General features: G+C 62.5%; 11 protein-coding genes and 2 pseudogenes. 1 reads left to right on the top strand and 12 read right to left on the bottom strand.

Annotated features, from left to right (window positions below; all coding sequences use genetic code 11):
* The 8 genes and pseudogenes from ABD243_RS05960 to ABD243_RS05995 all read right to left on the bottom strand — a co-directional run.
* Positions 1–183, bottom strand: a pseudogene (locus ABD243_RS05960) (sugar phosphate isomerase/epimerase); the annotation flags it as partial.
* 53 nt (positions 184–236) lie between these two features.
* The gene (locus ABD243_RS05965) at positions 237–560 is read right to left on the bottom strand and encodes a putative quinol monooxygenase (protein ID WP_344363204.1); all 324 of its coding nucleotides are present in this window, start codon (positions 558–560) and stop codon (positions 237–239) included.
* A gap of 91 nt (positions 561–651) precedes the next feature.
* Positions 652–1,824: a levoglucosan dehydrogenase gene (locus ABD243_RS05970; RefSeq protein ID WP_344363206.1), complete on the bottom strand. Its 1,173-nt coding sequence runs from the start codon at positions 1,822–1,824 to the stop codon at positions 652–654.
* Between the two features lie 16 nt (positions 1,825–1,840).
* On the bottom strand, positions 1,841–2,671 hold the full coding sequence (locus tag ABD243_RS05975) for a sugar phosphate isomerase/epimerase family protein (protein WP_344363209.1): 831 nt from the start codon (positions 2,669–2,671) through the stop codon (positions 1,841–1,843).
* Positions 2,671–3,852, bottom strand: coding sequence for a Gfo/Idh/MocA family protein (locus ABD243_RS05980; RefSeq protein ID WP_344363211.1), 1,182 nt, complete (start codon positions 3,850–3,852; stop codon positions 2,671–2,673). The genes ABD243_RS05975 and ABD243_RS05980 overlap by 1 nt, the downstream gene beginning before the upstream one ends.
* Complete coding sequence (locus tag ABD243_RS05985) at positions 3,849–4,838, bottom strand: ABC transporter permease (RefSeq protein WP_344363213.1); 990 nt, start codon at positions 4,836–4,838, stop codon at positions 3,849–3,851. Before ABD243_RS05985 ends, ABD243_RS05980 begins: the two co-directional genes overlap by 4 nt.
* Before the next feature lie 2 nt (positions 4,839–4,840).
* Positions 4,841–6,349, bottom strand: coding sequence for a sugar ABC transporter ATP-binding protein (locus ABD243_RS05990; RefSeq protein WP_344363217.1), 1,509 nt, complete (start codon positions 6,347–6,349; stop codon positions 4,841–4,843).
* Between the two features lie 54 nt (positions 6,350–6,403).
* The gene (locus ABD243_RS05995; protein WP_344363219.1) at positions 6,404–7,408 is read right to left on the bottom strand and encodes a substrate-binding domain-containing protein; all 1,005 of its coding nucleotides are present in this window, start codon (positions 7,406–7,408) and stop codon (positions 6,404–6,406) included.
* A gap of 10 nt (positions 7,409–7,418) precedes the next feature.
* On the opposite strand from ABD243_RS05995, the gene ABD243_RS06000 reads away from it, so the two are divergent.
* Positions 7,419–7,583, top strand: coding sequence for a hypothetical protein (locus tag ABD243_RS06000; RefSeq protein WP_344363221.1), 165 nt, complete (start codon positions 7,419–7,421; stop codon positions 7,581–7,583).
* A gap of 84 nt (positions 7,584–7,667) precedes the next feature.
* Here ABD243_RS06000 and ABD243_RS06005 read toward each other — a convergent pair whose 3' ends face one another.
* The 4 genes and pseudogenes from ABD243_RS06005 to ABD243_RS06020 all read right to left on the bottom strand — a co-directional run bounded on the left by ABD243_RS06005 (position 7,668) and on the right by ABD243_RS06020 (position 12,118).
* Positions 7,668–8,159 carry a hypothetical protein gene (locus ABD243_RS06005; RefSeq protein WP_344363223.1) on the bottom strand — a complete coding sequence of 164 codons (492 nt, stop codon included), beginning with the start codon at positions 8,157–8,159 and terminating at the stop codon, positions 7,668–7,670.
* 142 nt (positions 8,160–8,301) lie between these two features.
* Positions 8,302–9,229, bottom strand: a pseudogene (locus tag ABD243_RS06010) (IS481 family transposase).
* A 105-nt stretch (positions 9,230–9,334) separates the two neighbouring features.
* Entirely contained in the window at positions 9,335–10,378 is a 1,044-nt protein-coding gene (locus tag ABD243_RS06015; RefSeq protein WP_344363226.1) for a LacI family DNA-binding transcriptional regulator, read from the bottom strand.
* Between the two features lie 630 nt (positions 10,379–11,008).
* Positions 11,009–12,118 carry a hypothetical protein gene (locus ABD243_RS06020; protein WP_344363228.1) on the bottom strand — a complete coding sequence of 370 codons (1,110 nt, stop codon included), beginning with the start codon at positions 12,116–12,118 and terminating at the stop codon, positions 11,009–11,011.
* Positions 12,119–12,216 lie beyond the last annotated feature (98 nt).

The raw sequence follows: 12,216 nt of genomic DNA on the forward strand, positions 1-12,216 counted from the left end.
TTTGTCCAGCACGGCGAGTTTGGATTCGACGTAGCCGGGCTCGTCCCAGCGCCAGGCGTCCAGGTGGTCGCCGGAGACGGCGATTTCCAGGCCGTCGTAGCCCCAGCCGGAGGCCAGACGCGCGACTTCCTCGAAGGGCAGATCGGCCCACTGGCCGGTGAACAAGGTGTAGGGGCGGGGCATGTCAGGCTCTTTCGATGACGGGGACGGCGAATATTGGGTAGGGGTCGAGAGCGCTACGAAGCAGGGCTCGGACGGTACACACTGAGATCCCGGGCCATAACTTGTTCTGCGGATACGAGAAAGTCTTTGACGTGCTGCTGCTCATTGTGGACGTCCAAGGCTGTGCTGCTCGTCCACTTTTCGTAGAGCAGGAACGTGCACGGCGCCTCCGCGTCGTTGAAGACCGAGTATTCTAAGCAGCCGTCGTCAAGGCGGCTGGCAGTTTGAAGATCAGACAGGAGCCGCGCCAACTCGGCTTCGAAGCCGGGCTTGGCTTCGAACACCGGAATGAGGCGGACGGCAGTGGAGGCAGGCACACCGGGTAGAGCATCAGTCATCAGGTTTCCCTCTCGTTGTGATCGCAATGGTCCACGCGCGGCAGGTGCAGCGCCTTTTTCGAAGCGGTGCACCTGCCGCGCAGTGAGACCGCTAGGAGTCGATCTTGGCTACGTCAACCCAGGCGCCAGTTTCAGCGGAATCGATGATGGCGTCATCGATCAGTGCCGTCTGGTAGCCGTCCGCGAAGTTCGGGCTGACGCTGCCGCCTTCGGCGATCGCCTTGAAGAAGTCGTAGGCTTCGATGATCTTGGTTTCGCCGTAGCCAATTCCCAGGGCAGGGATGGGCCACAGTCCTTCGCCGTAGGGGGTGGCCGGGCCGGTGTAGACGGTCCGGAAACCCTTGCGGTCGGCCGGATCGCTGGCAAAGGCGACCTGGAGCTCATCGCGGCGCTCGTAGTTGAAAACGATGCTGCCTTCGGAACCGTGGATCTCGAAGGTGAGGAAGTTGTTGCGGCCGTGGGCATTGCGTGTGGCTTCGATGGATCCGATCGCGCCGTTTGCGAACTTGACCATGGTCAGGACCTCGTCATCGACGTCGACGGCGCCGCGCGGACCGTCACCACCGGAGACGTTGCCGAGTTTGTCAGCACCGCCAGACTGCAGCGGCCGCTCCGGAATCCAGGTGGACATAATGGAGTTGACCGAGCTGAATTCGCCGACGAGGTATCGAGCCATGTCGATCACGTGGGTTCCGATGTCGCCCAAGGCACCAGATCCTGCGATCGACTTCTGGAAGCGCCAGGAGAGTGGAGAGTTGGGGTCGGCGCTCCAGTCCTGGAGGTAGGTGCCACGGAAGCTGATGACCCGGCCGATGGCACCTTCTTCGATGTATTTCTTGGCCAGGGCGACTGCCGGCGTGCGACGGTAATTGAACGCAACCATGTGGACGAGGTCGGTGTTCTTCACCGCGTCGTACATTGCCTTGGACTCCTCACCGGTCCGCGCCAGGGGCTTCTCGCAGATGATGTGCTTGCCGGCCTCGGCAGCGGCGATCGCGATCTCGGCGTGAAGGTGGTTAGGGGTTGCGATGTCGACGACATGGATGTCCGGATCGTCGATGATGCTTCGCCAGTCGGAAGTGGAATTTTCGAAGCCGAAGCGGCGAGCGGCCTCGCCGGCGAGCTCATCTGTGGCTTCGGCGATAACCTTGCGCACCGGCATGGCCGGTGCGGGCCAGAAGAACATCGGCATGGCGGCATACGCGAGTGAGTGGGCCTTGCCCATGAAACCGCCTCCGATGAGGCCTACGTTGAGATTCTGCATTGGATCGTCCTTTGGGTTAGAGGCCGGAATCGGCGAGGATCTTGTCGAGGTACTTCTTGCTGATTTCCGCGGCGGCACGGGGATCGCCGTCATAGGTGTCGAGTTCAACCATCAGCCAGCTGTCGTAGCCGCTTTCCTGTACCGCACGGATGATGTCCGGGAAATCCAGGTCACCTTCGCCAAGGGGCAGGAACTGGAACGGGTCTGCGCGGAAGTCTTTGAGATGGACGTGTCGGATCCGGTCCGGGTATTTGCGAATCACTGCAGCGGGGTCGCTACCGCCCGCGGCCAGGTGCGCCGTGTCCGGGCAGAAGCCAATGCGGGTCCTGTCCATCAGGCGTTCCAGCTCATGTGTGCTTTCGACCATGGTGGACAAATGCGGGTGATAGCTGGCGGTCAGACCGAAGCTTTCGGCGATGTCCGTCACTTGGTCCAGAGCGCGGGCGAGCAGCGCGTAGTCCTGGTCCGTCGTACCCGCGACGCGGCGTGCGCCGCCGCCCACCACCAGTCGTTCGGCGCCGAACGTGGCCGCGAGCTCCGCGGCACGGTTTATGCGGTGCAATTCCTCCGGGAGGATATCGGCGAAGATGAAGTTGGCGCCGGAGTAGACGGAGACGAGCTTCACACCCGACTCGGCCAGCAGCCCGCGCAGCTCTTCAGGGCGGTCCGCATACTCCACCAGATTCCCGTCGAACATTTCCGTGCCCTCGTAGCCCGCGGCTGCAATGTCCCGAACGGCCGTTTCCATGGAACCGTTGGTCTGGTAGAAGAGGTCCTTGATGCTCGTGACGCCGACCGGATGGCCGACCACGCCACCCCAGGTGATGGTGTGATATCCGAGTTGCATTATGAATTCCTTTCCAAAATTGCGGCGCCGCTGGCGCCGGAGGGTGAGGTTTCGTGGTCCGTGCCGGGCACGTCGACCCAGCGTCCGGTGGCCGCGGACTCCAAGACAGCCTCGGTGATGAGGGCCGCCCGGAGCCCGTCACGAAAGTCCGGTAATCCGTCCGGAGCATCGCCTCGCACGGCCGCGTAAACGTCGGCCACGAACGCGTTGAAGCTGTCCTGATAGCCCTGGGGGTGGCCGGAAGGCAGGAATGCGTACCGCTTGCCCTGTACGGTTGACAGGCTGTCGGAGCCGCTGGAGATGGTTCTGCTGAAGGTGTTGCCGCCAACCCAGAGGCTGTCCGGTTTTTCCTGGTTGAAGGAGAACGTGGCGTCAGGACCCTCAAACGAAAACCAGAGCCGATTTTTCCGACCCGGGCTGACCTGGCTCACAAGCAGCGAACCTACCGCGCCCTGGCTCGTTTCGAACATGACGGTGGCGCCGTCTTCGGTGCCGACGGTCGCCGTCGTCCGCGGGGCATCCCGGCCCGTCTGCGGCCGGTCCTTGAAGGCCCGGGCCGTTTGCGCCACCAGTCGTTCTATTCGGTGCCCCGTGACGAATTCCATCAGGTCGCACCAATGCACCCCGATGTCACCGAACGCCCGGGAACCGCCGCCGAGAGCCGGATCGACACGCCAGTTGCTGGTACCGGCATCTGCCAGCCAGTCCTGGAGGTATGAACCATGCAGCAACCAGAGGGGGCCCGCTTCCCCTGCCTGCACCCGTGCCCGGGCTTCCCGAACTGCAGGGTAGAAGCGGTAGACGAATGGCACGGCGTTCACGACGCCGGCACGGTTGGCTTCCGTGTGCAGTCCGGCGGCGTCCTTTGCGGTTGTCGCCAGGGGCTTCTCGCAGATGACGGCTTTGCCGGCGGCGATCGCCAGTTTGGCCAGCTCGGCGTGTGTGGCGTTCGGAGTGCAGATGTGCACCACGTCTACGTCGTCCGACTCGATAAGGGCCTTCGGGGATTCTGCGGCTGCGGCCCCGCCGAGCCTGGCCAACGCCTGCACGGCTCCGGCTTGGCTTCGGCTGGCCACGCGGGTAACTGTTCCTCCCGCCGCCCGGACGGCAGCAGCGTGGACGGAGCCCATGAACCCGGTGCCAATGATTCCTGAGCGCAGAGGTTGGGGGATGGACGTCATTTCTTGCGGGCCAGTGCGACGGCCAGAATGATGATGGCCCCGCGGACCACTTGCTGTTGGCTGCTGTCGAGGCCGGCGAGGATGAGGCCGTTGTTGATTAAGCCGATAAGAAGAGCGCCGAACAGGGTTCCGACGACCGAGCCTGCTCCGCCGAAGAGGCTGGTGCCGCCGAGAATCACGGCCGCGATTGCGGAGAGTTCGTCGCCGGTGCCCCACTGGAAGCGGCCGGACTGGAGCCTTCCTGCGTACAGCATGCCGGCGACGCTGGCGACCATCCCGGAGATCAGCAAAACCTGGAATTTGATGCGTTTGGTGTTGATTCCCGTGAAATCGGAGGCGGTCCTGTTGCCGCCGGTGGCCAGCACCTGGCGGCCGAATTTGGTGCGGGAAAGCACTACGGCGCCGATTGCCACGAAGATGGCACTCCATACGATCAGTCCCGGAACGGGGCCGAAGTTTCCGGATCCGAACAGCATGTTGAACGTGTCGTTGAGGATTGGCTGCGGCGCTGAAGCAGTGATCCACTGCGCCACACCGACGGCGATCCCGAGCATGCCCAGGGTGACCAGGAAGGAAGGAATCCCCAGGAGGCTTACTAGGGCACCATTGATCGATCCGACAACCAGCCCGACCGCAAGGCCCGCCAGGATGCCGGGGACGAGGCCCCACTGGGAGAGGGCCATTGCTGTGCAGACGCTTGATAGTCCTGCAGTCGAGCCAACGCTGAGGTCTATTTCAGCGCAGGCGATGACGTACGTCATTCCCACGGCAATGACGGTGATGGTTGCGGTCTGACGGAAGATGTTCAGGAGGTTGGTGGGGGAAAGGAACCCCTGGTCGCGCAGGAGGACGGCGAAGAAGATGAAGACTACGACGAACCCGATGTAGATGACGTAGCGGCGCCAGTCGAGCTCACCCAACGAGCGTTTGGCTGCGTCCAGACCCCCGATTTTAGGAGCTTTTGTGGAAATGGTCGTGTTGTTCATGATCAGACTCCCTGAACTGCGAGTTGTAGTGATTCTTCGTCGGCGATTTCGCTGCGTTTGAGTTCACGCGTTATGGATCCATCCCTCAGGACCAGGACCCTGTCGCTTACTGCGAGCAATTCGGGGTACTCCGAGGAAATGACAATGACGGCCTTGCCGGCATTGGCGAGTTCCCTGATCATGTCCAGAATCTCGCTCTTGGTGCCGATATCGACGCCGGCCGTTGGCTCGTCGAGAATGAGGACGTCCGGTTCCGTGCCGAGCCATTTGGCCAACACCACCTTCTGCTGGTTTCCGCCGGAGAGCAGCCGCACTGGCTTGTTCGGATGCGCAACTTTCACGGCGAACCTCTTGATGAGTGAGCCGGACAATGTCCTGCCTGCCCCCGCATCGAGCAGGGGCCCGCGCTTGATGTTGTCCAGCAACGGCAGCAGCAGGTTGTCCCGAACGGAATGGTCGAGCACAAGCCCCTGGTCCCGTCGATCTTCGGGGATGAGAGCCAACCCCGCGGCAATGGCGCGTCGCGGGCTGGTGATGACGGCTTTCTTGCCCCGGATCAGGATCTCGCCGCTTTCGAGCGAATCGATTCCAAAGAGAACCCTGGCAAGCTCGGTGCGACCGCTTCCCATGAGTCCTGCCAAGCCGAGGATTTCCCCCGCGTGCAGGGTGAAGGAGACGTCGCGTACCCTCTTGCCGCATGTGAGGTTCCGGGCTTCCAGGACGGGTGAAGCCGACGCCGGATCGTGTTCGCGCTGCTGGTAGGTCAGTTGCCCCTCGATCTTCTTCCCGACGATGCCTTCGACAATCTGTTCCGGGGTGACGTTACTCAAGGGCTCCGTGAGCAGCCGGCGACCGTCGCGAAGGATGGTGATGCGGTCGGCGATCCGGTAAACCTCATCCATCCGGTGAGAGATGTAGATGATGGATATTCCCCGCTTCTTCAGCCTCGCTACCAGGTCAAAGAGGGCCTCGGTTTCATGCCGGGCCAGGCTCGCCGTTGGCTCGTCCATGATGAGGACCCTCGCGTTCTGGGCCAGAGCCTTGGCGATTTCGGTCAACTGCCAGTACGCGGTGCCCAGCTTGGAAACTTGGGTGCGCGGATCGACCTCGACCTCCATCTCCTTGAAGACTTCGCTGGCCCGGCGGACAGCTTCCCTGTCGTCGATCAGGCCGCCCCGGCCCTGCGGTTCTGCGCCGAGGAAGATGTTCTGGGCCACGGTCAGGCTCGGCACCAGGCTGAATTCCTGGAAGACCATGCCGATACCGGCGGCTTTGGCATCTTGGATCGAGTTGATCTCGACTGGTTTTCCGCCGACGAGAATACTGCCGGAGTCAGTTTGATACACGCCCTGAAGAATTTTCATCAGAGTTGACTTGCCGGCGCCGTTACCCCCGGCAAGCGCGTGCACCTCTCCGGCGCGGACCTCGAAGTCCACGTCATTGAGGACGTTGACGCCGTTGAATCCCTTCGAGATCGACCGCATCTCGACGGCTGGCTCTCCTGTTTTCATGGTGAATTCCTTTTTCGGTGGCCTGGGGCAGGCCCTGCGGCCGGCCCCAGGCCGCTATTTCTTGAAGGAGTCCTGGATATCCTTGGGGGCATCTTCGTGGTAAACCTGCTTCCACGATTCGAGGACGTTATTGTGGTCAACGGGCACGGCACTCAGCGCGACGTACGCCGGCGGAGTCTTTCCGAGCAGGGCCAGGGCGCCGAGCCGCGCTTCCGTGACACCCTGATCAAAAGGCACCTGGGCGCCGAGACCGACTACCAGCTCATTCTTGGCGAGTGCAATTGCAACGTTCTTGCCCAGGTCCTCGGTGGCGATCTTCAGATCGGTTCGGCCCGCGGCACGGGCTGCGGCCATGACACCTTCTGCAGGAACGTCCCAGACGGCCCAGATCCCGGAGAGGTCGGCGTACTTGCTCAGCATGGCGTTCGCTGCGCTCTGTGCGTCACCAGCGAAATCGGGACCTGCGATGCCCTTTTCCTCGACGATCTTGATGTCCGGGTAGTCTTTGGTGATGGTGTCCTTGAACCCCTGGTAGCGCTGCTTGGTGACAAAGAAGTCGGCCTCATGGAAGATCATGCCGATCTTCCCTTTGCCGCCCAGCGCCTTGGCCATCTGATGGGCCGAGACGACGCCGTTGCCGTAGTTGTCGGCAGATACGACTGAGACATAGTCCTTGCCGGCTGTCAGCCCCTGGGGGACGTTGTCCATGAAGACCAGCTTCGCTCCGTCCGCGGCTGCCTTCTTGTAGGCGGACGCAGTGGCGACCGGGTCGGTTGGGATTGAAACGACAATGTTGGGCTTCTGGGTCATGACCGTTTCCAGGTCTGAAACCTGCTTGTCCGGCTTGAAGTTGGCATCCGTGGTGGCAATGAGGTTGATTCCGAGACGCGAGAATTCGCTCTTTAGGCCCGCGATCTGTGCGTTTGCCCAGTCGTTGCCTCCGTAATGCATAACGATGGCCGCCTTGGCGCCCAGGGCCTTGATCTTGGTGACGTCGTCGTTGCTCAGCTCAGCCACGGAGACGGGGGCAGGCTCTTCGCCGTTCGGACCCTTGCTCAAGACTTGGCCCTTGATTTTGGCTAAGGCTTCGTCGGCTTTTGCCGATACGCCGGCATCCTGTGTTGTGGTGGTGCTCGCCGCTGAGCTGCAGCCGGAGGTGGCGAGAGCAATAGCCGCTGCAACAGCGAATAGGGTCGTCCTGCTGATCATGGTGTTCTCCAGTCCTGATTTGTGATGTGGGTGATGAGCCCATGAGGGTGTTCTTCAGCGCCGCGGGGCCCGCGGGCCCAACGATTAGGTGTGTAGTGGTGAGGTGTTCTTAGGCGAGGGCGGTCGCCAATGGAGCGGGAACCGGTGACAGGACGAGCCCGCCGGCGGCTGAGGCCGTACGGATTGCGGCAGCCTTGTCGGAGGCGTTCAAGAACTTCTCCGCGTGTGGTTTATCGAGGAAGAGGCCCAGCGAGCAGAGTCCGTGACGGGCGTGGACCCATTTCACGACGTCGCCGGCCACTGTGCCCATGTCCCCGTGCCACTTGACCGCGGCGCCGTCCACGGTTGTCACGGAGGTGATCGCGGCCGTGTGGTCAACGGCGACGACCAGGCTTGCCCAGAGGACACGGCCGTTGAAGACACCGACGACGGCCGACGAACTAGGGGGGACGAAATCGCGGACGGCGCGCGCGACGTCATCGTTCGAGCATGCTGCCATTGCTAGGAGTTGTCCGATGTGCTCCCATTGGGCCTCGTCGACGTCGTGAACCGCCACGTCGGGGTGAAGCATGAACGAATTGGCGCGGGGTTCGCTGTGCACCTGTTCCTCTTTCCTCGCCGTTGAGTTTCATCTTCGTGACCGGTCACGGAACTCTTCAATCGTGACCGGTCACGGAAACTATGTCAAGTCTCAACCCAGAAATACTTTGGGCGTCCGGACGGGCCCTAGTTGTATTGGGCCATCAGGTTGGTGACACCCGGGTGATGGGTGTGGTTCCGATGCCGGTGTGGATTCGTTCAGTGTTGTAGTGCTTCAGCCAGGGCGCAAGTGCGGCTTGGCGGTGGTTGCTGCCGGTGAAGACCTGCCGGTATGCCCACTCGGTTTGCAGGGTCCGGTTGAAGCGTTCGGCTTTCCCGTTGGTCCAGGGGCAGTGGGGCTTGATGAAGCGCTGAACTGTCCCGAGGTCCGCAACGGCCCGGTGGAACGCGGCGGAGTTGCGGTAAGCGAAGGCATTGTCGGTGATGACGCGTTCGATCCGGTCGATGCCGTGGCCGGCGAAGTAGCCTGCGGCACGGGTGAGAAACCCGGCCGCGGTCACACCCTTCTCGTCAGGGAGGACCTCGGCGTAGCCGATGCGGGTATGGTCATCGATCGCGACGTGAACGTAGTCGTAACCGATCCCGCGTCCCTTGACCTGCTCCGAGCGACCATGAGCCCGCCAGCGGCCTCCTTCGGGGATGCGTCCGAGCTTCTTGACGTCCAGATGGACCAGTTCCCCGGGCCGGGCCCGTTCATACCGGGGCACCGGTCAGCGGATCGCACTCCACCAACCGCGGAACCCCGAGCCGGTGCAGAATCCTGGACACCGTCCGGGCCGGAACGCCGGTGCGCGCAGCGATCCGCAGTGGCCCGAACCTCACAGAACGGCGGGCGTCCAGGACAGCTTGTTCACGTTCGGAACTCGTCCGGGTCGGTGAAGACCGCGGATGGCTCGTCCGGTCCGGCAGACCGGACGCGCCCTCGGCCCGGAAACGTCGGACCCACCGATACGAGATCTGCCGGGACACGCCCAACTCCGCCGCGATATGGGCGACCGGACGGCCTGCGGCCACACGGTCAACGATCAGGCGTCTTCCATGAACTGTCCGACGGGCATTAACGTGGGACACGAGGACCTCCGAGCGCAAAGTGTGTGAACTAGACAGCTCCACTTAGCCCGGAGGTCCTCCTCGTTTTCAAGCCCCATGTGTCAACAACTCCCCGGCTCAGTACAACTAGATGCGGTGGTGTTGGGCCGGGGCCGCGCTCCTACGAACCACCAGCGTCGGCTCGCTGGGCGCGCGGTCCACTTCGCGACCCTCGATCGCGCCCAGAAGCACCTCTATGCTGGCGTGGGCCAATGCGGCAAAGTCCTGCCGCACAGTGGTCAGGGGAGGAAGGAAAAAGTCTGAGCCTTCGACATCATCGAATCCCACAATGCTGACATCGTCCGGGACGCGGATGCCGGACTCGGCCAAGGCGCGGATGAGACCCAAGGCGGTGTGGTCGCTGGCTGCAAAGATCGCCTGCGGGACCTTTTTCTCCTTGATCAGCCGGAGGCCCGTCTCGTAGGCCCACCGCGGGCTCCAATCGCCTTCCAGGCACAGCCCTGGCGCGAGGCCGCCGTCTCGGAGTGCGGCCTCCCAGCCGCGCTTCCGCACCCGCCCGTCAAACCAGTCCATGGACCCGGCGAAATGCGCGATGTCGGTGTGGCCGAGATCCATGAGGTGCTGGGTGGCCATGCGCGCCCCCAATTCCTGGTTCTCCGAGTATGTGAAGACGTTTGGAGTCGATGACGCTCCAGCGGCGATCATCTCGACCGGAACTTGGATCGTCGCGTCCCTAACGGCCGCTGCCATGGACAGGAGCGGTGCGATGACGATGATGCCGTCCACCTCAATCTCGTCCAAGGTGTCCAGTGCCTTTGGGATGGAATCCTCGTACGGCTCCTCGACCGTGACGACGGTAGTGAAGTAACCCTTCTGCCGGGCAACTTTCTCGAGAGCCATGAGCGTTCCGACCGGGCCAAATCGCGGGGACCCGTCGGTCAGGATACCGATGGCCGTCGAACGGCTCGTGGAGAGGGCGGTGGCCGCCCTGCTGCGGCGGTACCCCATGTCCTTGATGATTTGCTGGACCCGCACACGTGTTGCAGCGCTGACGTCCGGAGCATTGTTCAACACCCGGGAGACCGTTTGGTAGGAGACACCGGCCATCTGGGCCACATCACTGATGTTCGGCTTACGGGGTCTGGACGGATAGGCAGAAGCTGCCTTCACGTTGTTACCCTTCGCTGCTCCTGTCACGGACCCCCCCTGATTCGCCAACACCAGCCCCCGTCGGAGGCTTCCCAGTGCTGTTAACCTTACGCGGTCCTGTGGTGCCCCCTGGCGTCCTTCGCGTCAGGGTCGGGTTCAGACCTTGATGCCACGGAATCGGGTGGCGGGCTCTGTCCCTACGGCTTCGAGAGCCTTTTGGATCCGTTCGTAGACCCGTCAACAGCGCCTGGGATAACACCCTCCCCGCGTATCTTCATCGCGACAACGACGCCGCCCGGTCGGGATGTCTTGAAAGGAGACCACGATTCACCCTTCCCGGAGGAGCACCCCCGTTCAAGGCCCGTCTCCGGGTTCGAAAAAACGCGCGACAGTGGAGCTACTGTCGAGTCCGGAATGATGTCGGCTTTCGTTATCTCAATCCGATATTGGCGGCGCGTTGCGTCAAGCATGATCATTGCCTGGTTCTCTGGCCGACCGGTCACAACTTCACTGACCTCCTGGCATCCTTCCGCAAGCCACAAACCGGCCAACGACCCGACGTCGAGCTTCATCGCCGCCGCGCACCGCCGTGAAGGCGACGGTGGGAGAACCGAAACGAGGATCGGCCAGCCCGACTCCGGCAAGACCGGATTATTCGCCTTCGTCGACCGACTGGCGACGATGACGTTCCCGTTGGCCGTACGCGGCCCGCAGAATGTCATCCTTTGACTCGAATCCCGAGCCCAGCGCACCACCGATGAGCGCCGCCGATGTCGTCATCCAGGCGACTTCCACAAAGTCCCAAACGTTCACCGGGTGTTGGAGGGTCTGCTCCAATAAGACATCGTCGATAGTGAACGCCGCGGCCAGCAGCACGGCCACGAACAGCAGGACGTAGCTGATCACGACGCCAATCATCAACGACCACACTGTAGAAGTGTTGTATAAGGACGCCTTGTATCGTTCGAGGGGATCGTCGCGCCGGGGGCTTTCCCACAGATCGTGTTGGGTGATGATCCAGAACACCATCGAACTGATCGACAGGACCATCAGCAACGTCAGCCTGAGCGCCCCCAGCAGGTCTGCGAGTTGCCAGATTGTATTGGTGACAAGCGCGAAGGCGCCTGTGGCGATCGCGGCGGCCATTGCGCTTTTCAGTCCGAAGACCAGCCGCCAAGGACGGTTAGCCCGCAGCATGCCCGCCAACAACAGTCCGCGGCCCAGGCGGGTCGCTGAGACGTAGCGGAACCCAATCGGCCCGTCGTCAAGAACAGCGGTCTCGATACGTCGCGATTGGTGCAGCGAGGGCGGACCGAATTCCCCGGTGTCATCCTCGGGATCGAAGTGGCGGTGCATCGCCCAGCCGAGGTCCGCGACGGCAGTGCGGATCCGGCGGTCGATGTTGACGGCGCCGAGCGCGGGCAAGGAAACCAGGGAGATCGGCTCCCCAAGCGCAACTTCCGCGACCACAGTCCGGCCATCGAAACGAATCGGAAGATCGGTCAGGCACACCATGACATCCCATGCGCGGCGGATCCGGTGCTTCGCCATGGAGTCCAGCATCGGTGCCAACCCATTGCCAGCCGTAAAATCCTGGTACTCGATCACCACGGACCAGTCGTGGCGCTCATCGGCAAGGTTGAGCAAATGGACCACTTCGCGGCCGTTGCGCTCGGCAAACTCGGCCGTGACCTCCGGTTCGGCGAGCACGCCGAGGGTACGGGCGCTGATTCGGTTCACGTCGCCCGAACTTTCCGGCACGCCCGGCCTCCTATGGTTCAGTGTCTATAACCAGCGAACTGGACGTCACCGTCGCCATGGTCATAGGTTCCCGATGCCTGACTCCGTCGGGTGTGCTC

Origin of the sequence: Arthrobacter humicola, assembly GCF_039531445.1 — a bacterium.
Classification (GTDB): Bacteria; Actinomycetota; Actinomycetes; order Actinomycetales; family Micrococcaceae; genus Arthrobacter; species Arthrobacter humicola.

Bases quoted from the DNA above. Each gene is read 5' to 3' on its own strand.
- ABD243_RS05965 (WP_344363204.1), bottom strand. From the start codon at position 560: ATGACTGATGCTCTACCCGGTGTGCCTGCCTCCACTGCCGTCCGCCTC.
- ABD243_RS05985 (WP_344363213.1), bottom strand. From the start codon at position 4,838: ATGAACAACACGACCATTTCCACAAAAGCTCCTAAAATCGGGGGTCTG.
- ABD243_RS05990 (WP_344363217.1), bottom strand. From the start codon at position 6,349: ATGAAAACAGGAGAGCCAGCCGTCGAGATGCGGTCGATCTCGAAGGGA.
- ABD243_RS05980 (WP_344363211.1), bottom strand. From the start codon at position 3,852: ATGACGTCCATCCCCCAACCTCTGCGCTCAGGAATCATTGGCACCGGG.
- ABD243_RS05975 (WP_344363209.1), bottom strand. From the start codon at position 2,671: ATGCAACTCGGATATCACACCATCACCTGGGGTGGCGTGGTCGGCCAT.
- ABD243_RS05970 (WP_344363206.1), bottom strand. From the start codon at position 1,824: ATGCAGAATCTCAACGTAGGCCTCATCGGAGGCGGTTTCATGGGCAAG.